Source organism: Caulobacter henricii (assembly GCF_001414055.1).
Classification (GTDB): domain Bacteria; phylum Pseudomonadota; class Alphaproteobacteria; order Caulobacterales; family Caulobacteraceae; genus Caulobacter; species Caulobacter henricii.
The window spans coordinates 3,400,775-3,424,600 of sequence record NZ_CP013002.1; the positions used below are offsets into that span (position 1 = coordinate 3,400,775).

Annotated in this window: 25 protein-coding genes; 13 read left to right on the forward strand and 12 right to left on the reverse strand. The window is 67.1% G+C overall.

All coding sequences use genetic code 11. The features are described 5' to 3' along the window. The first annotated feature begins 57 nt into the window (after positions 1-57). Positions 58-414 carry a hypothetical protein gene (locus AQ619_RS15955; RefSeq protein ID WP_062149913.1) on the forward strand — a complete coding sequence of 119 codons (357 nt, stop codon included), beginning with the start codon at positions 58-60 and terminating at the stop codon, positions 412-414. Positions 415-566: 152 nt separating this feature from the next. Here AQ619_RS15955 and def read toward each other — a convergent pair whose 3' ends face one another. The 4 genes from def to AQ619_RS15975 all read right to left on the reverse strand — a co-directional run bounded on the left by def (position 567) and on the right by AQ619_RS15975 (position 4,806). After that, positions 567-1,088 carry a peptide deformylase gene (gene def / locus AQ619_RS15960; protein ID WP_062149917.1) on the reverse strand — a complete coding sequence of 174 codons (522 nt, stop codon included), beginning with the start codon at positions 1,086-1,088 and terminating at the stop codon, positions 567-569. A gap of 8 nt (positions 1,089-1,096) precedes the next feature. Further along, positions 1,097-2,395 (reverse strand): DNA recombination protein RmuC, encoded by a 1,299-nt coding sequence (locus AQ619_RS15965; protein ID WP_062149920.1) that lies wholly within the window; start codon positions 2,393-2,395, stop codon positions 1,097-1,099. A gap of 202 nt (positions 2,396-2,597) precedes the next feature. Beyond that, positions 2,598-3,959, reverse strand: coding sequence for a glutamate--cysteine ligase (locus AQ619_RS15970; protein ID WP_062149923.1), 1,362 nt, complete (start codon positions 3,957-3,959; stop codon positions 2,598-2,600). Between the two features lie 124 nt (positions 3,960-4,083). Next, positions 4,084-4,806 (reverse strand): 16S rRNA (uracil(1498)-N(3))-methyltransferase, encoded by a 723-nt coding sequence (locus tag AQ619_RS15975; RefSeq protein ID WP_062149926.1) that lies wholly within the window; start codon positions 4,804-4,806, stop codon positions 4,084-4,086. A 46-nt stretch (positions 4,807-4,852) separates the two neighbouring features. Between AQ619_RS15975 and ppk2 the strand changes: the two genes are divergently transcribed. Then, positions 4,853-5,614: a polyphosphate kinase 2 gene (gene ppk2, locus AQ619_RS15980; protein WP_062149929.1), complete on the forward strand. Its 762-nt coding sequence runs from the start codon at positions 4,853-4,855 to the stop codon at positions 5,612-5,614. Between the two features lie 182 nt (positions 5,615-5,796). On the opposite strand, the gene AQ619_RS15985 is transcribed toward ppk2, so the two are convergent. The 3 genes from AQ619_RS15985 to AQ619_RS15995 all read right to left on the reverse strand — a co-directional run bounded on the left by AQ619_RS15985 (position 5,797) and on the right by AQ619_RS15995 (position 8,522). Then, positions 5,797-6,270, reverse strand: coding sequence for a GNAT family N-acetyltransferase (locus AQ619_RS15985; protein WP_062149932.1), 474 nt, complete (start codon positions 6,268-6,270; stop codon positions 5,797-5,799). A 352-nt stretch (positions 6,271-6,622) separates the two neighbouring features. After that, complete coding sequence (locus AQ619_RS15990; protein ID WP_062149936.1) at positions 6,623-7,003, reverse strand: iron chaperone; 381 nt, start codon at positions 7,001-7,003, stop codon at positions 6,623-6,625. Between the two features lie 22 nt (positions 7,004-7,025). Beyond that, positions 7,026-8,522 (reverse strand): S10 family peptidase, encoded by a 1,497-nt coding sequence (locus tag AQ619_RS15995; RefSeq protein WP_062149939.1) that lies wholly within the window; start codon positions 8,520-8,522, stop codon positions 7,026-7,028. 100 nt (positions 8,523-8,622) lie between these two features. Between AQ619_RS15995 and AQ619_RS16000 the strand changes: the two genes are divergently transcribed. Continuing rightward, on the forward strand, positions 8,623-10,329 hold the full coding sequence (locus AQ619_RS16000; RefSeq protein ID WP_062149942.1) for a DUF4153 domain-containing protein: 1,707 nt from the start codon (positions 8,623-8,625) through the stop codon (positions 10,327-10,329). Between the two features lie 130 nt (positions 10,330-10,459). Here AQ619_RS16000 and AQ619_RS16005 read toward each other — a convergent pair whose 3' ends face one another. From AQ619_RS16005 to AQ619_RS16015, 3 genes are all read right to left on the reverse strand, one after another. Next, positions 10,460-12,253 (reverse strand): ABC transporter ATP-binding protein, encoded by a 1,794-nt coding sequence (locus AQ619_RS16005; protein ID WP_062149945.1) that lies wholly within the window; start codon positions 12,251-12,253, stop codon positions 10,460-10,462. A gap of 195 nt (positions 12,254-12,448) precedes the next feature. Further along, a complete protein-coding gene (locus AQ619_RS16010) occupies positions 12,449-12,727 on the reverse strand; it encodes a DUF454 family protein (protein WP_062149948.1) in 279 nt (92 codons plus the stop codon). Positions 12,728-12,908: 181 nt separating this feature from the next. Continuing rightward, positions 12,909-14,372 carry a catalase gene (locus AQ619_RS16015; RefSeq protein ID WP_062149950.1) on the reverse strand — a complete coding sequence of 488 codons (1,464 nt, stop codon included), beginning with the start codon at positions 14,370-14,372 and terminating at the stop codon, positions 12,909-12,911. A 153-nt stretch (positions 14,373-14,525) separates the two neighbouring features. Here AQ619_RS16015 and ubiA point away from each other — a divergent pair, with 153 nt between their 5' ends. From ubiA to AQ619_RS16040, 5 genes are all read left to right on the forward strand, one after another. Further along, positions 14,526-15,461, forward strand: a complete 936-nt coding sequence (gene ubiA / locus AQ619_RS16020; protein ID WP_062151767.1) for a 4-hydroxybenzoate octaprenyltransferase — start codon at positions 14,526-14,528, stop codon at positions 15,459-15,461. A 197-nt stretch (positions 15,462-15,658) separates the two neighbouring features. Then, positions 15,659-16,606, forward strand: coding sequence for a fatty acid desaturase family protein (locus tag AQ619_RS16025; protein WP_062149953.1), 948 nt, complete (start codon positions 15,659-15,661; stop codon positions 16,604-16,606). Between the two features lie 129 nt (positions 16,607-16,735). Next, positions 16,736-17,395, forward strand: coding sequence for a class I SAM-dependent methyltransferase (locus tag AQ619_RS16030; RefSeq protein ID WP_062149956.1), 660 nt, complete (start codon positions 16,736-16,738; stop codon positions 17,393-17,395). A 99-nt stretch (positions 17,396-17,494) separates the two neighbouring features. After that, positions 17,495-17,839: a VOC family protein gene (locus AQ619_RS16035; protein ID WP_062149959.1), complete on the forward strand. Its 345-nt coding sequence runs from the start codon at positions 17,495-17,497 to the stop codon at positions 17,837-17,839. Between the two features lie 268 nt (positions 17,840-18,107). After that, a complete protein-coding gene (locus AQ619_RS16040; RefSeq protein WP_062149962.1) occupies positions 18,108-18,638 on the forward strand; it encodes a YkgJ family cysteine cluster protein in 531 nt (176 codons plus the stop codon). Positions 18,639-18,764: 126 nt separating this feature from the next. Here AQ619_RS16040 and AQ619_RS16045 read toward each other — a convergent pair whose 3' ends face one another. Then, the gene (locus AQ619_RS16045) at positions 18,765-19,625 is read right to left on the reverse strand and encodes an NAD-dependent epimerase/dehydratase family protein (RefSeq protein ID WP_062149965.1); all 861 of its coding nucleotides are present in this window, start codon (positions 19,623-19,625) and stop codon (positions 18,765-18,767) included. 34 nt (positions 19,626-19,659) lie between these two features. Between AQ619_RS16045 and AQ619_RS16050 the strand changes: the two genes are divergently transcribed. The 4 genes from AQ619_RS16050 to AQ619_RS16065 all read left to right on the forward strand — a co-directional run bounded on the left by AQ619_RS16050 (position 19,660) and on the right by AQ619_RS16065 (position 22,679). After that, positions 19,660-20,019: an MmcQ/YjbR family DNA-binding protein gene (locus AQ619_RS16050; protein ID WP_062149967.1), complete on the forward strand. Its 360-nt coding sequence runs from the start codon at positions 19,660-19,662 to the stop codon at positions 20,017-20,019. Next, positions 20,016-20,660, forward strand: a complete 645-nt coding sequence (locus AQ619_RS16055; RefSeq protein ID WP_062149970.1) for a Pr6Pr family membrane protein — start codon at positions 20,016-20,018, stop codon at positions 20,658-20,660. The genes AQ619_RS16050 and AQ619_RS16055 overlap by 4 nt, the downstream gene beginning before the upstream one ends. Before the next feature lie 125 nt (positions 20,661-20,785). Beyond that, positions 20,786-22,060 carry a glutamate-5-semialdehyde dehydrogenase gene (locus AQ619_RS16060; RefSeq protein WP_062149973.1) on the forward strand — a complete coding sequence of 425 codons (1,275 nt, stop codon included), beginning with the start codon at positions 20,786-20,788 and terminating at the stop codon, positions 22,058-22,060. Beyond that, a complete protein-coding gene (locus tag AQ619_RS16065; RefSeq protein WP_062149976.1) occupies positions 22,026-22,679 on the forward strand; it encodes a nicotinate-nucleotide adenylyltransferase in 654 nt (217 codons plus the stop codon). Before AQ619_RS16060 ends, AQ619_RS16065 begins: the two co-directional genes overlap by 35 nt. Here the strand turns inward: AQ619_RS16065 and AQ619_RS16070 are convergent. Beyond that, positions 22,676-23,047, reverse strand: a complete 372-nt coding sequence (locus AQ619_RS16070; protein ID WP_062149979.1) for a hypothetical protein — start codon at positions 23,045-23,047, stop codon at positions 22,676-22,678. The two genes, AQ619_RS16065 and AQ619_RS16070, sit on opposite strands and share 4 nt — an antisense overlap. A gap of 262 nt (positions 23,048-23,309) precedes the next feature. Between AQ619_RS16070 and rsfS the strand changes: the two genes are divergently transcribed. Further along, positions 23,310-23,747, forward strand: coding sequence for a ribosome silencing factor (gene rsfS, locus AQ619_RS16075; protein WP_166504366.1), 438 nt, complete (start codon positions 23,310-23,312; stop codon positions 23,745-23,747). Positions 23,748-23,826 lie beyond the last annotated feature (79 nt).

A 23,826-nucleotide genomic window follows, 5' to 3' on the forward strand; every position in this document is an offset into this window, starting at 1 on the left:
CGGAACCTTGGCCGTAGGGGACCGTTATCCTGCCGACACTTTTCCAGGAGCACCACCATGCGTTCCCCCCTGATCTTCGCCGTCTGCGCCGCAGTCCTGTCGCTGGCCGCCTGCTCGGACCAGCACGCCACTGAGATCAAGGAGGGCGCCAAGGCGGTCGGCTCCGAGGTCAAAACCGCCGCTCACGACATCGCCAACGACCCCGACGTCAAGGAAGCGGGCACGGCGATCAAGGAAAGCACCAAGGAAGCCGGCACCGACCTGAAGGAAGCCGCCGGCAAGGCGACGGACGCGGCGCAGGAAGCGGGCGAAAAAGCGGGCGACGCGGCCAAGGAAGCCGGCTCGGACATCAAGGCCAGCGCCAAGAAGGCGGGTCAGGAGACCAAGGAAGAAGTCCACAAGGCGACGCGGTAGTTGAAACCGCTGTCATCCCGGACGAGCGCGTAGCGCGAAGATCCGGGATCGACGCCTGAGCGCAGCGTTCCAGGTCGGTCCCGGATCAGCGCCCGGCTTCGCCAGGCTTGTCCGGGATGACAGTTTTCCGGGGGCGCTAGCGTCCGATCAGATCAGGCCGCGCGGCGGGCCTTCTTGACCTTGGTGATGGCCCGGTCGCGGCGCAGGCGCGACAGGTGGTCGATGAACAGCACGCCTTCCAGGTGGTCCATCTCGTGCTGGATGCAGACGGCGAACATGCCCTCAGCCTCCTCGACGACGGTCTCGCCCTTATAGTCCTGATAGCGCAGGGTAACCTTCGAGGGGCGCTCGACATCGTCATAGTAGTCGGGGACCGACAGGCAGCCCTCTTCATAGCCCTGCGTCTCTTCTGAGGCCGACAGGATCTCGGGATTGACGAAATAGCGCGGGGCCGGCTCTTCGCCGTCGCGGGCCAGGTCCATGACGATGACGCGGATGGGCTCGCCGATCTGCACGGCGGCCAGGCCGATGCCCGGGGCGTCGTACATGGTCTCCAGCATGTCATCCATCAGATGACGCAGATCGTCCGTCACCGCCTCGACGGGGGTGGAGATCTTCTTCAACACGGCCATATCGGCGGCGTTATCGACGGTAAGGATGCGACGGATAGCCATAATAGGTGTCAGGTAAGGGGCTCATTCCCGAGCGTCAAGGTGGGGGATTGCCCCACCGCCAGCTTGTTGAGCGCCCGAACCCCGCCCTCGACCGGGGTCAGCTCGGCGATTTCCTTGCCTTCATGGTCGACCGACAGGTCCTCGAACCGGCGGGCCTGGGTCAGGACCTGGCTCTCCAGCGAGCCGACGAACTGGTTGTATTTGCCGACGGCGCTTTCCAGCGCCTTGCCGACCGCCCCGGCATGGGCCCCCATGACCGCCACCCGCTTGTAGAGCTCACGGCCAACGGCGACGATATTGGCGGCGTTCTTGGCCTGGTCCTCGACCCGCCAGCCATAGGCCACGGCCTTGCACAGGGCGAACAGGGTTGTGGGCGTCACCAGCAGCACCCGCTTGTCCATGGCCTCGGTCATCAGGTCGGGCAGGCGCTCCAGAGCAGCGGCCAGAAAGCTGTCGCCGGGCACGAACATGGCCACGAAGTCGGGCGAGCCTTCGGAGGCGAACTGGTCCCAGTAGGACTTGGCCGACAGGCTGGTCATGTGGGCCCGAACGCTCTGGGCGTGACGCAGCAGGGCGGCCTCGCGCGGCAGCTCCTCGGTCAGCTCCTGGGCTTCGAGGAAGGCATTGAGCGAGCACTTGGCGTCGATGACGAACACCGCCCCGCCGGGCATGCGGACCTTGACGTCAGGCCGCCGGCGGCCCTCCTCGGTCTCGACGCTGAACTGCTCCTCGAAGTCGAAGCGCTTGTTGAGGCCGGCGGCCTCCAGAACATTGCGCAGGGTCTGTTCGCCCCAGCGGCCCTGAACGCCGGCCCCGCGCCGCAGGGCGGCCGACAGCTTGCGGGCTTCGAACTGGGTGGCGGTCGAGGCCTCCATAAGGGCGGCGATCTGGGCCTTGAGCCCGCCGGTCTCCTCGGCGCGGGATTTTTCAACGGCGGTGACCTGGGCCTCGAACTTGGCAAGCGTCTCGGCCACCGGCTTGAGCTGGGCTTCCAGCCGGGCCGTGGCCAGGGCCTCGCGGCTCTTGAAGTTCTCGTCGGCCCGCTTGATCAGGGCCTCGGCCACGGTATTGGCGGTCATGGTCGCCTGCTGGGCGGCCTGGGCGCGGATCAGCTCGGCCTGGGTGGCCGACTGGTCTTCCAGCAGCCGGGCGCGCTCGTCGGCCTGGACCAGTCGGGCATTGAGGTCCCAGGCCCGGGCATCCGCCGCGCTTGCCCGCCGCGTGGCGGACAGGGCCCAGAGCGCGGCCGCGACGGCGATCAGGGCGAAAACAATGGCGAGGATCAGGAACGGATCGGAAAAGTTCATGCTCCGTTCCTAGCCGGAGTCGGGGGCGCGGGGAAGGCGCAGCCTTTGCGCCCAACAGTAAAACCCGCTCTCCCCGGCGAAAGCCGGGGCCCAGATTCAGCCTGAGTATTTGGGGATGATGCGTCTTGGGCCTTGACCAAGCGCGCCCGTCTGTCCGGGTTCGATCTGGGCCCCGGCTTTCGCCGGGGAGAACGGAGTTGGGTCAGTAAGCGCAGTCGGTGAAGACCCGGCTGATGTCGCCCTGCCACTCGCCGTGATAGAGCGCCAGCAGGCGGTCGGCGCGGGTCAGGCCGCTGTCGGCGATCTCTTCGAGTTCGCCCATATAGATGGTCTCGTCGAGGAACCCGCCGTTCATGTGGGCCCGGCCCTTCAGGCCCGACTTGGCGATGGCGACGAAATCCTTCGCCACGTCCTGGGCGGTGCGCCCGGCGATCGGGGCCTTGAGACCCAGAACCGGCACGTCGCGGCGCAGTTGGGCGCGGTCTTCCGGCGTCCAGTCCTTGCAGAGGTCCCAGGCGGCGGCGAGGGCAGCGTCGTCGTAGAAGACGCCGGTCCACAGGGCCGGAAGGGCGCAGAGGCTGCTCCACGGGCCGGCATCGGCACCGCGCATTTCCAGATAGGTCTTCAGGCGGACTTCCGGGAACAGGGTCGTGGTGTGATCGGCCCAGTCCTTGATCGAGGCGCGCTCGCCCGGCAGTTCCTCGATCTTGCCATCGATGAAGTCGCGGAAGCTGCGCCCGGCGAGGTCGATATAGCGGTGACCGCGCTTGGCGAAATACATCGGCACGTCCAGCGCATAGCGGGCGTAGCGCTCGAAATCGAAGCCGTCCTCGAACACGAAATCCAGCAGGCCGGTGCGGTCGGCGTCGGTGTCGGTCCAGACATTGGCGCGGCTCGACAGGAAGCCGTTGGGCTTTCCCTCCGTGAACGGAGAATTGGCGAACAGGGCCGTGGCGATCGGCTGCAGGGCCAGGCTCATGCGGAACTTGGCGACCATGTCGGCTTCGCTGGAGAAGTCGAGATTGGCCTGCACCGTGCAGGTGCGCAGCATCATGTCGAGGCCCAGGCCGCCAACCTTGGGCATGTAGTTGCGCATGATGACGTACCGGCCCTTGGGCATGATCGGCACGTCTTCGCGCTTCCAGACCGGCGAGAAGCCCAGACCCATGAAGCCCAGGCCCAGTTCGTCGGCGACGGTCTTGACCTCGTCGAGGTGCTGGCCGGTCTCCTGGCAGATATCGTGCATGGTCAGCAGGGGCGCGCCGCTGAGCTCGAACTGGCCGCCGGGTTCGAGGCTGACATTGGCCCCGTTGCGCTCCAGCCCGATGATGACCTCGCCTTCCATGACCGGCGTCCAGCCGAAGCGCTGAAGACCGGTCAGCAGGGCGTGGATACCCTTGTCGCCCTCGTAGGGGACGGGGGCGTGGCTGCCGAGATAGTAGCCGAACTTCTCGTGCTCGGCCCCCACGCGGAAGGCCTCCTTCGGCTTGGATCCCGAAGCGAAATAGGCGGTCAGATCGTCGAGCGTCAGAGGACGCTCCTGCAGGCTAGCGGTGTCGGCCATGAGCCGTCTCTCCCCAAGGTCCCATGCGCATAGAGTTGGGAGAGGCCCCTCCCCCCGACCGGCCGCGTGTTCGTAAAGCGCAATTGGGCGTTTTTTTAGAGAACCTCAAGAGGGCGCCGTTGCTTTAGCCTTCCCGCCAGTCGCCGACCGCCGCCTGCCACAGGGTCAGGGCGGAGATCGCGGCGGTATCGGCGCGCAGGATGCGGGGCCCCAGTGACACCGGTATGACGAAGGGCAGAGCCCTCAGGGCCTCGCGCTCCTCGGGTGAAAAGCCGCCCTCGGGGCCGATCAGGATGGCGGCGGGAGCCTGGCTGCCGGCCAGGGCCTGGAAGGCCGGCCGGGCATCGCCCGCCTCGTCGCAGAACACCAGCTTTCGGGCCGGATCCCAGCCGTCGAGGATCTCGGCCAGTTTCTGCGGATCATCCACGGCCGGAACATCCAGCCGCCCGGTCTGCTCGGCGGCCTCCATGGCAATGGCGTCCAGACGACCCAGCTTGACGAAGTCGACATTGGTGCGTCGGGTGATGGTCAGCCGCACCCGGCGCACCCCCAGCTCGGCGGCCTTCTCGACAATGGTCTCGACCCGGCCGCGCTTGACCAGGGCGATGACCAGGTCGAGGTCGGGGCCCAGGGCCATGGGGCGGACCTGTTCGTCGACCTTCAGCAACGACCCGCGCTTGCCGGTTTCGGTCAGGGTGGCGGTCCACTCGCCATCGCGGCCGTTGAACAGCAGCACCTGGGCCCCGATGGCCTGGCGCATCACCGAGGTGAGATAGCGCGACTGGTCGAGGGTCAGGATGACGCCGTAGCCGGGGGCCAGGTCCTGGGGAACAAAAAGACGGATCATGGGCTCCTTCTAGCGCAACTCGATGATCTGGCGGTAGGCTCCCCCCATGACCAAGTCCGCAGACTACGACGAAGAGCTGGCGACCCTGCAACTGGCGCTGATCCGGCTGCAGCAGAAGGCCATCAAGGACGGCTGGAAGATCCTGACCGTGTTCGAGGGCCGCGACGCCGCCGGCAAGGACGGGGCGATCTCGCGCATTGTCGAGCACCTGTCGCGCCGCAACACCATCGTGGCCGCCCTGCCCAAGCCCTCGGACCGCGAGCGCAGCGAATGGTATTTCAAGCGCTATGTCGAATGGCTTCCGGCCAGTGGCGAGACGGTGCTGTTCAACCGCTCCTGGTACAACCGGGCCGGCGTCGAGCCGGTCATGGGCTTCTGCACGCCCGAGCAGCACGCCCAGTTCCTCAAGGATGTCCCGGCCTTCGAGACCCTGCTGGTCGACAGCGGCGTTCGCTATGTGAAGTTCTGGCTGGATATCCGCCGCGACACCCAGGCCGAGCGGCTGAAGGCCCGGGCCGAGGATCCGCTGAAGGCCTTCAAGATCAGCCCGCTCGATGCCGTGGCCCAGGCCAAGTGGGACGACTATACCGCCGCCCGCGACGAGATGCTGACCCGCACCCACACCGAGGCCGCCCCCTGGATCTGCGTCCGCGCCGACCACAAGAAGGCCGCGCGCCTGAACATCATCCGCTGGCTGCTGCACGCGGCCGATGACAGGAAGCTGGTCAAGGGCGTGGCCAAGCCCGACCCCGAGGTGATTTTCCCGTTCGAGGTCTCGGCCCTGAGCGACGGACGGCTGGCGCGGTAAGCAGTCCTTGAATCCCTCTCTCTTTGAGAGAGGGAGGGGCCCGCCGCCACAGGCGGCGGGAGGGTGAGAGGTTTCACCTTATCCGGGAGAGCTCGGTGCGGGGTGAGCAGGCGATGGGGGACTAGAAGCTGTTGTCGCTCCGAATGGTCGGGGCGGAGCCAAAGCCCCGCCCCTCCCAGGCGCTACTGGGGCAGCAGCTTCCAGAAGACGACCTTATCCTCGCCCGATGCATAGAACTCGGGGATGCGAGCGACCTCGACGTAGTCCAGCGTCCTATAGACAGCGCGCGTGCGGTCGAAGTCCGGCAGGCCTGACGTCTCAACTATAAGCACGCGGGCGCTTCGTTTGGACAACGCTTGCTCGAGGTATCGTGTCAGCCGAGACCCCACACCCTTGCCCTGTTCGCTTTCGCGAACCGCGACTAGGAGCAGGTTCCAGGTTCCGTCAGTCATACGTTCCTGCGCGCAATAGACGAGTCCCATAACAGCTTGGGTGTCCACGGCGACGAACCAGAGTTCGTCCGGTGCAACGCCCGTCAGAAACGGCGCTGCCATTTCGTCAAGCATCTCGCCGGGGAAGAGTCCGGTTGTGTTGATGACGTCTTTTGCGGAAGTCAGGTCGTCCGCTGAAAGCGGGCGGATAGTGATGGTGTTCAACGCTTTTCTCGCTTTGATTAGGCATGAGGGTGCGCACGCTGTTTTCCAGCGTCTGCGCTCTGCTCGGGCGCTCTCCTTCGAGAGCGCGCCTAGATCAGGCGTTGCGGTTGAAAACTGACAAAAAACCTCCTGCCCGAGGGCTTCCGCACCATATAGCCAAGCCGAAGCGGCCACAAGATGCCGCCCATGTTCGAGTAGTCCCGGCAGGTCATCAACGTACGATTCAAGATCTGCTCGTGCACCTCAAGGCTAGCGCCGCGCGCTGATCTTCCCGTTCGAGGTTTCAGTCCTCATCGACAGACATATGGCGCGATGCCGTCCCTTGAATCCCTCTCAAAGAGAGAGGGATTTTTTAGCGCCGCTTCCGCATGGCCCGCTCGGCGGCGATTTCCAGATTCTGCACCACCCGATACTGGACGATCTCGCGCACCAGGGCCTCGGGCAGGGGCTTGTCCGGCTGGAAGCGGATCGTGCCCTTGCTGGTGTCGAAATCGGCCAGCTGCTCGGCGAAATGGCTGATCACCGATCCCGCATAGAGGGAGCAGTGTCTGGCCGCCGCGCCGAAATGCACCAGATTGCCGTGCAGCCTGAAGGTCGGCAGGCCATAGCTGATGGCCTCCTCCGCCTCCGGCACGACCGCGCGGATCTGGCGGCGCAGGGCCTCCAGCGCGGCGCGCTGGTCGTCCGGCAGGTCGGCCAGATAGGCCTCGGTCGAGACGGCGGCGGGTTTCAAGGGCGGATCCTCCCTGCGGGCCCTATTTCACCCCATACAGCGCCATGACGTCCTTGCGGAACGCCGCCCCGCTGTCGGGCCGGCTGTAGAACATGTGTCCGCCCGGATAGTTGGACAGGGTCACGCGGCCGGCCACCGTGGCGGGCATGGCATCGACGATCAGGCGCGAGGCGAAGAACGGGCACGACAGGTCGTTATAGCCGTGGACGATCAGCACCTTCAGCTTGGGGTCGACCGAGACGATCTTGCGCAGGTCGGTGACCGACTCGGTGTCGGGGCCGCGACCGCGATCCCAGTTGCGGTTCACGACGTCGGAGAGGGCGTCATAGCGCACGTCCGGCTTCCAGCCGACGATGCGGGTGGTGAAGTCGACGATGGCGCTGGTGGTCGGGGCGATGATCGAGTCGAGGATCGGGTCCTGGGTCTCCTGCTCGGGCGCGAAGGGGAAGGGATCGAGGGCGGTGACATTGCTGTCGTAACGGCTGCCCAGACGACCCTTGTCGCGGAACACCTCGCGCAGGAAAGACTGGGTCTCCAGCCGCCCGCCGGCCCGGCGCACATAGTTCGGGTCCAGACCGGTCATGGCCGAGACCTTGCTGGTCAGGCGGTCCAGGGCGGCGGGGTCGGTGCCCTTCATCAGGTCGACCATATATTCGCCGCGCGTATAGTCCTCGACGGCCTTGATGCTCTCGGGGGTCAGCTTGCCGTCACGCTCCAGCTTGGCGGCGGCGATCGAGGGCAGGGTCCACATCGACGGCAGGGGCGAGATCTCCTGGCCCTGGCGACCGGCGCTGGTCAGCAGCGGCGAGACCAGCACCACGCCCTTCACCGCCACGCCCAGATCGGTCTGCAGGGTGTAGGCCAGGCGCGGGCCCCGGAAGCCGCCATAGCTTTCGCCGACGATGTATTTCGGCGAGGCCAGCCGCTCGGTCTTGACCAGATAGTCGAAGACGATGCGCGACAGATAGTCGATGTCCTGCTTGACGCCGTAGAAGCGCTTCTTGGTCTCCTCCTCCGTCGTCAGGCTGCGCGAGAAGCCGGTGCCGACCGGGTCGATGAAGGCGATGTCGGTGAAGTCCATCCAGCTGGCGGGGTTGTCCTCCAGCTTCACATTGGCCGACGGGCTGTCGCCCTCGGCGCCGAACTGCACGCGCTTGGGGCCCAGGGCGAAGTTCAGATAGACGCTGGCCGCGCCCGGACCGCCGTTGAAGGCGAAGGTGATCGGACGGTTCGGATCGCGCGGGCCGTCCAGGGTGTAGGCGGTGAAGACCACCTCGGCGATCTTCTTGCCCTTCTCGTCGCGCACCGGCATGGCCCCGACCGTGGCGGTATAGGCGATGGCCTTGCCGCCGATGGTCGTGGTCTGCTTGACCGACTTGTCGGCCGGGAACGGGGCCAGCTCACTGGCGGCCGGCTTGTCGCCGGAGGGCTTGGCCTCCTGGGCGAAAACCCCGCCAGAACCGCTGACGGCCGCCGCCAGAACCAGGGCCGCAAGCCCCGCCTTGAATGAGTTTCGCATCGCTTCCCCCGGACTGAAGCGCAAATTGCTAGTGTATCCGCGCCGGCTTCACAACGGCCGCGCGGCGTGGTCCTGTCGCCCAAACGGCGAGGACAAGGCCATGGACCTGACGGCATCCCCATCAGCCCGGACAACCACCGCCATCCGGCTGGGCGTCGGCTTCCTGCAGGGTCTCGCCCTCTTCCTGCTGCACCATGTCCAGACCGCCAAGCTCTGGCCCTCCACCGAGCCCCTGATCTTCGCGCCCCTCATGCTGGTGGCCGCCTTCGCGCCATTCGTGGTCCTGGCCGGGGTCGGGGCCCTGAAGCGCAAGAGTCTGATTGTCTGGACCCTGGGGGCGGCGATCCTGACGGCTGGCCTGGCCTGGCACGGGGCCTGGCAGGGCGTTGACGGCGACAGGATGCCCGATGCGCCGGTCTTCCTGGCCATTGCCGCCGGCCTGTTCATCGCCCATCACCTGATCCAGCCGGCCCAGGCCGAACGCCGCTGGGTGGCCGCCTATCCGGCCTATTTCGACATCACCTGGATGCACGGGGTGCAGCTGGCCCTGTCGGTCGCCTTCACCGGGGCCTTCTGGATCCTGCTGTTTCTGGGTTCGTCCCTGTTCAAGCTGATCGGCATCGAGGCCTTTCAGAAACTGATCAGCGAAGAGGCCTTCGCCTATCCGGCCACCACGGTGATGTTTGCCGCCGCCGTGCAGCTGACCGATGTGCGCTCGACCCTGGTGCGCGGGGTGCGCACCGTGGCCCTGACCCTGCTGGCCTGGCTGCTGCCCCTGATGACCCTGATCGCGGCCGGCTTCCTGGCCAGCCTGCCGTTCACGGGCCTGGAGCCCCTGTGGAAGACCAAGGCCGCCACCGCCCTGCTGCTGACCGCCGCCGCCCATCTGATCGTGCTGATCAACGCCGCCTATCAGGATGGCGAGGACGCCCCGCACCTGGTCCTGAAATGGGCCGCGCGGATCGCCGGCCTGCTGCTGGTCCCGATCAGCCTGCTGGCCGCCTATGGCCTGGCCCTGCGCATCGGCCAGTACGGCCTGACGCCCGAGCGGGTGTTCGCCGCCGCCTTCGTGGTGATCGCGGCCGGCTACGCCCTGGGCTATACGATCGCCGCCGTGCGGCCGGGTGCCTGGATGAAGGCACTTGAGCGGACCAACATCGCTCAGGCCTTCGTGGCCATCGCCCTGATCCTGGCCCTGTTCACGCCGATCGCCGATCCGGCCCGGCTGTCGGTGCAGGATCAGGTGGGGCGGCTGGAACGGGGCACGGTCAAGGCCGAGGCGTTTGACTTCCAGTTCCTGCGCTTTGACAGCGGGCCCTATGGCAAGGCGGCGCTGGAGCGGCTGAAGACCAGCCAGGACGCGGCGATCGCCAGGCTGGCGCGGGAGGCTTCGGCGCAGACGGAGAAGACGCCGCCAAAGCCTGAAAAACCTGACCTCTCCAAGATCAAGGTCTTTCCTACGGGTGCGAACCTGCCTGCGTCGTTCGCGGGGCAGGCCTGGGGCGATGAGTCGGGCTCTTCCTGCCTTTATTCAGGGTCTGAATGTCTGGCGCTTCTGCTCGATACGGATGGCGATCAGACCGACGAGGTTCTGCTGGCAGCGGGCAACGCGTTCGACATCTTCAAATCGGTGGATGGACGCTGGCGAAAGGTCGCGGAGACCCAGGCAGGATGTCAGTCGGCTGCGCTTGATGCCGCGCTCAAGAAGGGCCCGATCCGGATGTCGGAGTCGGTGCAGCGCCGCGACCTTCTGGTGGGCGACCTGCGCCTGACCCTCACACCGGCCGGGCCGGGTTGCGCGTTCTAGGGGCGGCCAGAACTTGCCCCCTCCGCGCCTGCGGCGCTCCTCCCCCGGAGGGGGAAGATGGGGTCGGCGCACTTCATCTTCCCCCTCCGGGGGAAGACGATCGCGAAGCGATCCGTAGGGGGCAAGTGGCCTAACCCACCCCCTCACTCACCGCATTGAGCCGCGCATAGACCCCGCCCCTGGCCTTCAGTTCGGCATGGCGGCCTTCCTCGACCACCCGGCCCTTCTGGAACACCAGGATGCGGTCCGCCCCGCGCACGGTCGACAGGCGGTGGGCGATGACGATGGTGGTGCGGCCGGCCATCAGGGCCTCGGCGGCCAGTTGGACGTCGGCCTCGGTCTCGACATCCAGCGACGAGGTCGCCTCGTCCAGCACCAGGATCGGGGCGTCGGCCAGGAAGGCGCGGGCTATGGCCACGCGCTGGCGCTCGCCGCCCGACAGCTTGACGCCCCGCTCGCCGACCAGGGTGTCATAGCCGTTGGGCAGTTTGAGGATGAAGTCGTGGGCATGGGCCTTGGCCGCCGCCGCCTCGATCTCCTCGCGCGTGGCGTCGGGTTTGCCATAGGCGATGTTCTCCGACAGCGTGCGGTGGAACAGGGCCGGGTCCTGGGGCACCACGGCGATGGCCCGGCGCAGGGAGCCTTGCGTCACGGCCGCCACATCCTGACCATCGATGACGACCCGGCCGCCCTGCAGGTCGTGCAGGCGCTGGATCAGCTTGACGAAGGTCGACTTGCCCGAGCCCGTCGGCCCGACCAGGGCCACCCGCTCGCCCGGCGCGATGGTCAGTGAAAAGGAATCGTAAAGCGGCGCACCGGCCGCCTTGTAGCGGAAGGTGACGTCCTCGAAGGCAATGGCCCCCGGGCCGATCCTGAACGCAGGGGCATCCGGAGCGTCGGCGATTTGGGGCGGCAGGCGCTCCCAGGCGGCGACGTCCTCGGCATCGTCCAGGCCCTTCTGCAGCATACGGATGTTTTCGCCGAGATTGCGCAAGTAGCCGCTCATCAGCATGAAGGCGGTGATGGCGAAGGCCACGTCGCCGGGCGTGGCCGTGCCCTGGCTCCAGCCCCAGACCATCGAGCCGGTCAGCCCGGCCTGTAGCACCACCAGCAGCAGGTTCTGGCCCAGCCAGACATCGGTGAAGCGGTTCCAGGTCACCATCACCGCATCGCGCCACTGGGCGGTGACGGCGGCGATGCGGGCGGTCTCGCGCGCCTCGGCCCCGAAGCTCTTGACGGTGGGGTTGGAGGTCACGGCATCGGCCAGGGCCCCGCCGATCTTCGAATCCAGGGCATTGGAGCGCAGGTTGCTGGGCCGGACATAGCGCTCGGTGATGATCAGGTTGGCGCCCAGATAGGCCGCCACCACCACCAGCGAGACCACGCCGGCCAGGGGCTGGCGAAACAGCATCATGGTCGACAGGCCGATCAGCACGATGATCCCCGGCCCCAGCCAGATGGTCACGGCGTCGGTGACGGCGTCATAGCCCCACATGGCCCGGGTCAGCTTGCGGACCGTGGCCCCGGCGAAGCTGTCGGCATGCCAGTCCGACGAGAAGGCCTGCACCCTGGCAAAGCCCTCATTGGTCATCTCTTCCATGTTGCGGGCGGCCAGCGGGATCCAGAACCGGTGCGAGATGTTGCGCACCACCGCAAAGGCGAAATAGACGCCGACGAACATCCACAGGGCCGACCAGGCCGACGGATCGCCACGCGGCTTTTCGACCACCGTGTCGATCAGGTGTCCCGAGGCGTAGGGCAGGGCCAGGTCGAAGGCCACGGCCAGCAGGGTCAGGCCGACGCCCAGGCCGAACAGCACGGGCCGCCGCGTCCAGAACCGGGTGACGAAACCCAGCACCTGGCCGTTGGACAGCACCCGCTTGCGGCCGCCCGCCTCGTCTTCGTCGTCGAAAAGGTCACTCATGATGCGGCGCTAGATAGGCGGTTTTTTATCCCTCTCCTAGAAGGAGAGGGAGGGGCCCGTCCCGGCGAGTGCCGGGATGGGAGGGTGAGGGGTTACGGTCTGTCCGGTTGAAGCACGGCGGTGGGCGGGCGCAAGCGCGTCAGGCGCTTAAACCCCTCACCCTCCCATCGCTGCGCGACGGGCCCCTCCATCTCCCTATGGGCGAGGGTTTCTCGAAAACGGCCGCCAGCGCAGGAAGCCGATGATCGCCGGTCCCACCACCGGTGTGCGCAGCAGGGGCCGCACCACCAGGGGCCGGGTCTTGAGGAAACAGACCACCGCCCCGATCCAGAACACCGTGGTCGGCATGCCGGGCACCACGATGCCCACCGCGCCGGTGGCGACCAGGGCCCCGCCCAGACCGTCCAGAGCCCAGCGCTCGGCCCGGGTCAGGCGGCGGCGGGCTTTGCGATCGGTCGGGAGTTGAGCCGTCATCGCCAAAACACTATCGCTCAAACTCAGCCCCGTCATTCCCGCCCTTGTGGTGCCCCCTCTGTCCGCCCCCTGTGCGGTGCCCGGCACGGCCGGACGGCGCAAACGCCGGATCAAAGGGTCGGGGAGAGCGGCGGGCGGGAACAAGCCGCCCTCCCCGCGCCGTCGAACAGTCCGGTGCGGACTATGCGGCGGCGGTCTCGGCGGGGTCGAAGGCGACCCCGAGCCTTTGGGCGACGCCGGCGGCATAGGCCGGATCGGCGCGGTGGAAATGGACCAGCTGGCGCGTCTGGATCTCGACCGGCACGCCGTGCATGGCCGCGGCGATATTGTCGAACAGCTGGCCCTGCTGGTCGGCGTTCATCAGCCGGAACAGGTCGCCCGGCTGGGTATAGTCGTCGCTGATCCCGCGATGGTCGAAGCGGTCGGCGTCACCGGACAGCGGCAGGGCCGGCTCGGCAAAGCGCCTGTCTTGCACCGGACCGCCGAACGAGTTGGGCTCGTACCAGGCATTGGTGCGCGGGGGCGCATCGAAGCGCATCGCACCGTCGGCGTGCTGGTGGTTGACCGGGCAGCGCGGACGGTTGACCGGCAGGGCCTCATAGTGGGTGCCGATCCGGTAACGGTGGGCGTCGGCATAGGCGAAGATCCGCGCCTGCAGCACCTTGTCGGGCGAGAAGCCGATGCCCGGCACGACGTTGGAGGGCGAGAACGAGCTCTGCTCGATCTCGGCGAAATAGTTGTCGGCATTGCGGTTCAGCTCGACGATGCCGACCTCGATCAGCGGATAGTCCGCATGCGGCCAGACCTTGGTCAGGTCGAAGGGGTTCCAGCGGAAGGTCTCCGCTTGAGCTTCGGTCATCACCTGGATGCAGAACCTCCAGCGCGGGAAGTCGCCGGCCTCGATGGCCTCGAACAGGTCGCGCTGGGCGCTCTCGCGGTCGTTGGCGATGACGGCATTGCCCTCCGCATTGGTCCAGGTCCGGATGCCCTGCATCGACTTGAAGTGGAATTTCACCCACACCCGCTCATTGGCCTCGTTGAAGAACGAATAGGTGTGGCTGCCGAAGCCATGCATGAACCGGAAGCCCTGGGGCAGGCCGCGATCACTGAACAGGGTGGTCACCTGGTGCAGGCTTTCAGGGCTCAGCGACCAGTAGTCCCACATGGCCGTCGGCGAGCGCAGATTGGTCACCGGGTGGCGTTTCTGGGTGCGGATGAAGTCGGGGAACTTCATCGGATCGCGGACAAAGAACACGGGGGTGTTGTTACCCACCATGTCCCAGTTGCCCTCCTCGGTGTAGGCCTTGATCGAGAAGCCGCGCACGTCGCGCTCGGCGTCGGCCGCGCCACGCTCGCCGGCCACGGTCGAGAAGCGCATCAGGATCTCGGTCTGCTTGCCGACCTCCGACAGGAACCTGGCCTTGGTCCAGCGGGTGACGTCCTGGGTCACGGTCAGGGTGCCATAGGCCCCCGAGCCCTTGGCGTGGACGACGCGCTCGGGCACGCGCTCGCGGTTCTGGTGGGCCAGCTTTTCCAGCAGCTGATAGTCCTGCATCAGCAGGGGCCCGCGCGGACCGGCGCTAAGCGAATTCTGATTGTCGGCGATGGGCGCGCCGGCTGTGGTGGTCAGGAACTTGTCGGTCATTTGGGCCTCCGGCTTGTGTGGGCCCACCGTGGGGAACACGCTGACATAAATCCAATTGATCGTTTTTCGTTCCCGTATCGACTGAGACTATGCGGCGTCCGGCCCGCGCGGGATCGACTTTCCGCTCGGCCATAAGCTCGCTAAGCCTTGGCCATGACCGCCTCCGCCATCCTGCCCGACGCCGCCGCGACCAACTGGGTCGACCGCCACGCGCCCCCGGCCCTGCGCCCGTGGCTGAAGCTGGGGCGCTTTGACCGGCCGGCGGGGATCTGGCTGCTGATGCTGCCCGGCTGGCAGGGCATTGCCCTGGCCGGGGCCGAAAAGGGCCAGTGGCCCAACCCGTTCCTGCTGGTCGCCTTCTTCGTCGGCGCGGCCCTGATGCGGGCGGCCGGATGCGCCTTCAACGACATCGTCGACCGCGATTTCGACGCCCAGGTCAGCCGCACGGCGATGCGGCCGATCCCGGCGGGACAGATCTCGGTGAAACAGGCCTGGGCCTTCGTGTTCGGCTGCTGCGGGGTCAGTTTCCTGATCCTGATCTGCCTGGGCTGGCTGGCCATCGGCCTCGGTGTGCTGTCCCTGGGTCTGGTCGCCGCCTATCCGTTCATGAAGCGCATCACCTGGTGGCCGCAGGCCTGGCTGGGCCTGACCTTCAACTGGGGCGTGCTGCTGGGCTATGCCGCCGCCACCGGACATCTGAGCTGGACCGCAGGCCTGCTCTACGCCTCGGGCATCTTCTGGACCCTCGGCTATGACACCATCTACGCCATCCAGGACATCGAGGACGACGCCCTGGCCGGCGTGAAGTCCTCGGCCCGGCGGCTCGGCGACAGGGCCCAGTACGGAGTTGCGGGCTTCTATGCCGCCGCCTTTGTCATGGCCATGGCCGCCGCCTGGCTCGGCGGTCTGGGGGCCCTGTTCCTGCCCCTGGCCGCCCTGTTCGCCGTGCATCTGTCCCGACAGGCGGCGGCGGTGCGGATCGACGATCCCGTGGGGGCGCTGAAACTGTTCAAGTCCAACACCCTGGCGGGGCTGGTCCTGTTCCTGGCCCTGGTGGCCGGACTGTGGGCGCCGGAGACGCGGTTCTAGGCCTTCCAATCCCCGTCATCCCGGGACCTGTTCCCGGGACCCATTTGTCCGCCGCACGGGCGGCGGCAGAAGACGCACTCACGATGAAACTGCACCATGGGTCCCGGGGACTAGTCCCGGGATGACGGTGGGGGGCTCGAAAACGATGACGCCACGTCATCCTTCATGACCCAAGCTGAATGTGGGATGATGGATCCATGGCCGTGGCTTCCCGCGTCAAACCCCAGGACCTGTTTACGCCCGAGGAATGGGCGAAGATCTCGGCACGCTCGTCCTGGCGCGGGATCTGGATGGTGGCCCATGCCTGGGGGACGATCCTGCTGGCCGGGGCCCTGTTCGTCGCCTTCCCCAATCCCCTGACCTATGTCCTCGCCGTGATGATCATCGGCGCGCGGCAGCTGGGCCTGGCGATCCTGATGCACGAGGCGGCCCATGGCGGCCTGCATCCCAACCTCAAGGTCAATGACTGGATCGGCGAGTGGCTATGCGCCGCCCCGACCGGAGCGTCTCTGAAGAGCTATCGCCCCTATCACCTGACCCACCACAAGTATGCCCAGCAGGCCGAGGACCCCGACCTGATCCTGTCGGCGCCGTTCCCGACCACGCGGCAGTCGCTGCGCCGCAAGATCATCCGCGACCTGACCGGCCAGACCTTCTTCAAGCAGCGGTTCGGGCCGCTGCTGGGCAAGCTCAAAGGAGACCAGCCGAAGGGCGCGATCTTCAGCGGCGAGATCGCCCGCCAAAAGCCGTTCCTGCTGTGGAACCTCGCCCTGCTCGTCGCCCTGTCGGCGGTCGGACTCTGGTGGGCGTGGCTGGCCCTGTGGATCGTGCCGATGGCGACCTGGTTCCCGCTGGTCACCCGTCTGCGCAACATCGCCGAGCACGCCCTGGTGGCCCGCGACGAGCCCGACCCGTTCCGCCACGCCCGCACCACCAAGGCCAACGGGATCGAGCGCGCCCTGATCGCGCCCTACCAGGTCAATTTCCACGCCGAGCACCACATGTTCATGCACACCCCGTGCTGGAACCTGCCCCTGGCGCACCGGCTGCTGGAGCGGAAGGGCCTGACGGGCGGGATGCTGACGGCGCCGGGGTATCTGAGCGTGCTCAAGGAAGCGTCGAGCAAGGCTGAGGCCGCTGCCTAAAAACCTCGTCCTTCGACAGGCTCAGGATGAGGTTTCTTGCAGGCGCTAGAGTAGCCCTCATCCTGAGCCTGTCGAAGGACGAGGGCGGTTCCACTCGCCTCGCTAGCCCGCCAGTGCTCTAAGCGCCCCATGATCGATCAGACGCTGGAAGGCCGCCGCGCCTTCATTCTTGAGAACACACGCGTCCAGGCGCCGCCGCATGCGCCGGAGCTGGTCCTGCATCTGGCCGACGAGATCACCCCGATCTGGAAACTGACCGAGGAAGCCCTGGTCGAGATCGGCCTGCCGCCGCCGTTCTGGGCCTTTGCCTGGGCGGGCGGTCAGGCCCTGGCGCGCTACATCCTCGATCACCCTGAGATCGTGGCCGGCAAGACCGTGGTCGACTTCGCCACCGGCTCGGGGATCGTGGCAATCGCGGCCATGAAGGCGGGGGCCAGGAGCGTGCTGGCCAATGACATCGACAGCTTCTGCCAGGCGGCGGTCAGCGTGAACGCAGAGGTCAACGGCGTCGAGATCGCCTTCACCGAGGCCAACCTGCTGGACGGCCCGCCGCCGGAGGCCGAGGTGCTGCTGGCCGGCGACATCTGCTACGAAAAGCCGATGGCCGAGGCGGTGATGGCCTGGCTGCGCCAGGGCCGCGCGGCGGGGGCGACCGTGCTGATCGGCGATCCCGGCCGCACCTATTTCCGCAAGGATGACCTGATCAAGCTGGCCGAGTACCAGGTCGAGACCACCCGCGAGCTGGAAGACTTCGCCGTCAAGCGCACCTGCGTCTGGACTCTGCCGTGACGGCATTTTAGAACAATAAGAGAACAACGAAAGCGCGATAGCCGAAAGTGGACGCCGGTTTCGGCGGCCATCGCGCGTCACACCAAGGAGGTCGCGACCATGCGCGAAGACGGCAAGATCGACTATATCGAGTGGCCCGCAACCGACCTGCCGGCCACCAAGGGCTTCTATCAGGCCGCATTCGGCTGGGCCTTTACCGACTATGGCCCCGACTATGCCGCCTTCGCTGACCAGGGCACGGACGGCGGCTTCTGCACCCCGCAGGAAGGCTCGACCGACAAGCCGCTGGTGGTGCTGTATGCCCACGACATCGAGGCCATGGCCGCCAGGGTCACCGCCGCCGGCGGCGTGATCACCGCGCCGATCTTCAGCTTCCCGGGCGGGCGGCGCTTCCACTTCACCGACCCGTCGGGCAATGAGCTGGCGGTGTGGAGCGAGGGCTAGGCTTTAGCTCCTCCCCCTCTGGGGGCCTGTCGGCTGTGGCCCAAAACGCTGTCATCCCGGGCGAGCGCCTAGCGCGAAGATCCGGGACCGACGCCTGAGCGCCGCGTTCCTGGTCGGTCCCGGATCTGCGCCCGGCTTCGCCGAGCCTGTCCGGAATGACAATTTCGAGACGCGGCTCATAGGCTCCAGCTCCCCCAAAGGGGAGCAGCTAAAAAACCGTCACACGCCGTCGCTAATGTCCGGCCCCGGAGTATTGGGGCCAGATCAGATGAGCGAGCGAAGCTGCGGCGACTGCGGGATGTGCTGCAAGGTGCTTCATATCAGCGAACTGCAGAAGGCTGCCGGCGTCTGGTGCGGCCACTTCAAGAAGGGCGGCGGCTGCGGCAATTACGAGGCCCGCCCCCTGGCCTGTCGGGGCTTCACCTGCCTGTGGCTGGACTCGGTGCGGCTCGACGACGCCTGGCGCCCCGATCGGGCCGGCTTCCTGATGTATCCCGACAAGGACGGCAAGCGCCTGAACGTCGTGGTCGACACCGGCAAGCCGACCGCCTGGAAGCGCGAACCCTACTATTCCAAGCTCAAGGCCATGTCGCAGAGGGCCTATGACGGCTACGAGCTGATGATCTGTATCGGCGACCGCCGGGTGGTGATGTTCCCGTCCGAGGATGTCGACCTGGGCGTGCTCAATCCCGACCACAAGGTGGTCAGCGGTTATGTCGAGCGCGACGGCGTCCAGGTGCCGTTCGCCATGGTGCTGAGCGACGCCTCCGCGTCCAGCGCTGGGAACGCACCTTCATAAACTGTCATCCCGGAAGCCTCTCAGAGCCTGTCCGGGATCCGGGGACAACCACACTGCAGTCGCCCCGGGGTCCCGGCTCTCACCCGCGATGCGGCCGGGACGACAGGGATTTGCAGGGGAGAAGACTCAGAACTTCGGCCGGAAGTCCCGCGGTGCCCAGCCGAAGTCCCGCCGGGCATCGCTACTGTCAAAGGTCAGGTCCACCCCCATCCGCGAGCCCATGGCCGCCGTGGCTCCGGGCAGGACCGGCGAGGCCAGCTTGAGCATCAGGCCAAACAGGGCCGGGGGCAGGGAGATCATCATGGGCGTGCGCCCCAGGCCCTCGAACACCCGCCTGGCCATCTGGCGATAGGTCAGGGTCTCGCCGCCCACCAGGTCATAGGCGCGGTTCTCGGCCGCGACGGCCCCGGCGGCCGCCTGGGCCCCGGTGGCCAGGTCCCGGGCATGGACCGGCTGGCGCAGGCCCTCGCCCCGGCCCGACAGCGGCAGGACGCCGAAACGGCGGATCAGGCCGGCCAGGCGGCTGACATTGCCGTCGCGGCCCTCGTCATAGATCAGGGTGGGCCGCAGGATCGTCCAGGCGATCCCGTGTTCGGCACAGAACCGCTCCACCGCCGCCTCGGCCCCGGCCAGACTCTCGGCGACAGCGCGCTCTTCGGGAACAGCCGAGGCCAGCTTGGTGAAGCGGCTGGTCGAGGAAAAGGCCACCAGCCGGCTGATGCCCCGGGCCTTCAGGGCCGGCAGGGCGGCGGGCAGCAGCCAGATCGGCGACAGGGAAAACACCGTGCCCACCGGCGGCAGGCCGTCCGCCAGGTTCGGATCGGCGAGATCGGCGTCCAGCCAGCCGGCGTCCGTGGCCGGCGGTCGGCGGCTGACCGCGATCGGATCGATCCCGGCCGCACGCAGGTCGGTCAGAAGATGGCGGCCGATCAGGCTGGTCGCACCCAGGACCAGGACCGGCGTCTTCAGGGTTTTCGAGACGTCCATGCTGTTTCTATAGTCGAGCCGGAGACCCGATCCCATGGCCATGACCTATGATGCCGTCCGCGCCTTTGCCTTCGCCCTGCCGGGCGTCGAGGACAGCACCGCCTATGGCCGCCCGTGCCTCAAGGCGCATGGCAAGTTCCTGAGCCGCCTGATGGAAGACGGCGACAGCCTGGTCTGCCCCGGCGTGGGGTTCGACGAACGCGACATGCTGATGGAGGCCGAGCCGGCGACCTTTTACGTCACCGATCACTTCCGGAATTATCCCTATGTTCTTGTTCGTCTGTCACAGGTGCATCCCGGAACCGTTGAACGCCTGATCGAACGCCAGTGGCGGGCTACGGCGTCCAAGAGGGTTCTGAAGGCCTGGGAACGTCAGAGAGCGGAGACCGAATGAGACACTGGCGCATCCTGATCGCCGCCCTGGCCTGTTTCGGCCCGGCCCTGCAATATGGGCTGATGGTGCATGACGAGACCCTGGCCACGGGCCTGGTCAAGTCGGTCGAGTTCTTCAGCTACTTCACCATTCTCAGCAACCTGCTGGCCGCCGTGGTCCTGACCGCGCCCCTGGTCGCCCCGACCTCGAAGGTGGCGATCTGGGCCGAGCGATCGGCGACCCGGATCAGCGTGGCCGTCTATCTCAGCCTGACGGCGGGGATCTATCACACCCTGCTGGCCGGCCTCTGGGACCCCAAGGGCTGGCGTCTGGTCTCCGACATCATCCTCCACAGCCTCACCCCCGCGGCCTTTGTCATCGACTGGCTGCTGCGCGGCGGTCAGGGCGAGACCGGGCGGGCCACGGCGGCCAAGGCCCTGATCTTTCCGGCCCTGTACGGCGTCTGGACCCTGGGGCACGGCGCGGTGTCGGGCTTCTATCCCTATCCCTTCTTCGACGTCGACAAGCACGGCTTCCTGTCGGTCTTCGTCACCATGCTGGTCATGGCCGGCGGTTTCCTGCTGATCGCCCTGCTGTTCACGATGATCCACCAGGCCCGGACCCGGCTGGCGGCCGCCCGCGGCACACCGCTCTCGGCCTGAGGGGCTGAACCAGCCAGCCAATCCTTCCGGTCCGGATCAGCATCACTGCCAAAACCGCTTACACTTTGCGCCTTCAGGCTCTAGGTAAGGCTCAACCTGAGCATATCCTTGGGATGGTGAGGCAGATGGACGACGCGGGCGTCAGCTTGCAGGCGAAGATGATCGCAATGGGCGAGGCCGCCCGTGCGGGCGCGCGCGCCCTGCGTCTTGCCTCGGCCGAACAGCGCACCACCGCCCTCCAGGCCATGGCGAAGGCGATCCGCGAGGACGCCGCGCCGATCCTCGCCGCCAATGCCCGGGACATCGCCCAGGCGAAGGCAAACGGCCTGTCGGGCCCCATGCTCGACCGCCTTCTGCTCGACGAGGCCCGGCTTGAGGCCATGGCCGCCGGGGTCGAGGTCGTCGCCGCCCTGGCCGATCCGCTCGGCGTGGCCACCGCACGCTGGACCCGCCCCAACGGCCTGGACATCGCCCGGGTGCGCACGCCGATCGGCGTGATCGCCATGATCTATGAGAGCCGGCCCAACGTCACCGCCGATGCCGCCGCCCTGTGCGTGCGCTCGGGCAATGCGGTGATCCTGCGCGGCGGCTCCGAATGCCTGGCCTCGAGCCTTGCCATCCACGCCGCCATCGTGCGCGGCCTCAAGGCCGCCGGCCTGCCCGCCAGCGCTGTCCAGGCGGTGGGAACGGCCGACCGCGCCGCCGTCGGTCACATCCTGGCCGGCCTGAACCGGGCGGTCGACCTGATCATCCCGCGCGGCGGCAAGAGCCTGGTCGCCCGCGTCCAGGCCGAGGCCCGGGCCCCGGTCCTGGGCCATCTGGAAGGCCTCAACCACGTCTTCGTCCACGCCGCCGCCGATCCCCGCAAGGCCGTCGAGATCGCGCTCAATGCCAAGATGCGGCGGGTTTCGGTCTGTGGCTCGGCGGAAACCCTGCTGGTCGATCGCGCCGTCGCCGACCGCCTGCTGCCTCTGCTGGCCGATGCCCTGATCAAGGCGGGCTGTGAACTGCGCGGCGACGCTGCCGCCCTGGTCATCGAGCCGACGATGAAGAAGGCCCAGGAGGCCGACTGGAGCACCGAATATCTGGCGCCGATCCTGTCGGTCGCCGTGGTCGACGGCGTGGCCGGTGCGGCGGCCCACATCGCCCGCTATGGCTCGGGCCATACCGACGCCATCGTCACGGAAGATGCCGCCGCCGCCGAGGCCTTTGCGGCCGAAGTCGACAGCGCCATCGTGCTGATCAATGCCTCCACCCAGTTTGCCGATGGCGGCGAGTTCGGCTTCGGGGCCGAGATCGGCATTGCCACAGACAAACTCCATGCCCGCGGTCCGGTCGGGGCCGAGCAACTGACGACATTCAAATATGTGGTTCGCGGGACCGGCCAGACTCGTCCCTGAGGCCGGTCGGCCCAACGCGCAGCGTCTCGGCTTCCACCTGGAAGCGGGCATGCGCGTCGGGCTGTTCGGCGGCAGCTTCAACCCGGCGCACGAGGGTCACGCCCACGTCGCCGAGACGGCCCTGCATCGCCTGAACCTCGACAAGGTGATCTGGCTGGTCTCGCCGCAGAATCCGCTGAAGTCGTCGGCCGAGACCCGCCCCCTGGCCGAACGGCTGGCCGGGGCCCGGCTGCGGGCCCGGGGCAGTTCGATGATCGTCTCCGACGCCGAGACCCGCCTGGGCTCGCAATACACGATCGACACCCTGAGGGTGCTGCGGGCCCGCTATCCCGGCGTGAAGTTCGTCTGGGTGATGGGGGCCGACAGCCTGGCCACCTTCCATCGCTGGCGGGGCTGGACCCAGATCATGCGCGAGGTGCCGGTGGCGGTGATCTCGCGGCCCTGGGCGGCGCTGAAGTCGCGAACCTCCCCCGCCGCCCGGCGCTTTGCCCATGCCCGCAAGCCCGCCAGCGCCGCCGCGACCCTGCCCGACGCCACCGCCCCGGCCTGGGTCTATCTGACCGGACCGCTGAACTACGCTTCGTCCACCGCGATGCGCGAGCGGCAGAAGCGGGGCTAGAGCGCGGCCTGCTCGACGGTAATGTCGACACGGAAAGGCTTTTGGGTCCCCGTGTCCTGGCCAAAGGCGATCGCGGCCTCCTGCCCAGGCTTGACGATAAGTTTGGGATGAATCGCCTGACGGAAACCCGTGATCGAGGTGGCATCGATGCTCGAGCTCACACTCACGTCGGCATCCGGTCCCGGGCGGGCCACCAAGCTCACGCTGAAGCCATGCCCTTCGGCGTCACGGATCTCGACCTGGGCCGTTGCGCCGGCATGCACCTTCAGCCGCGGCTCCCCGACCAGACGATCGCCGTCGTGCAGCCTGATCGAGACGGAATAGACGGTCGCGGCTGGCTCGACAGCGTGCACGGGCACGGTGGCCATCGCACTCGCTAGAAGGCTCGCGCCCAACAGAAATCGCCCGCGCACGTCCACCCTCATGAATTGCGATTCGTCATAACTAAGCTGCTGCGGGAATCCCGACAAGGCCAGACGGGCGCAGCTTCATCTCTGACACAGGCAGGGGCCGGCGTGGCCAATTGGTCGCGGATTGCGACGGAATCCGGCGACGGCACGCACCCCCTCACCTTTTCGACTCATCCATGCTATGAGGAGAACCCGCGCGACCCCATAAGGAGTACTTCCGCTGCGTAGCGACCCCGCGCAAAGTGCGCACGAAGACACGGCAACCGCCGAGTCCTCGACCCAGAATCCAGACCTGAGTCTGGACCAGAGCATCAAGGCTCTCGAGACCCTGATCCTGTCACGCCTCGACGACGACAAGGCGCAGGACATCGTTCACATCGACCTGACGGACAAGAGCTCGGTGGCGGACAGCCTCATCGTGGCCTCTGGCCGTTCGCACCGTCACGTCGGCGCCCTGGCTGATCACATCATCCGGGCCCTGAAGGAAAACGGCTTCGGCAAGGCGCGGGTCGAAGGCCTGCCGCACTGCGACTGGGTGCTGATCGACGCCGGCGACGTGGTGGTTCACCTGTTCCGTCCCGAGGTGCGCAGCTTCTACAATATCGAGAAGATCTGGGCGATCGACGCCCCGCACCGGATCGCCGGCCCGGCGAACTGATCGCCAGGCGACCTCGCCCTTCGACACGCTCAGGGTGAGGTCTTGCTGGCGGCATTGGTATCTGGAACCTCATCCTGAG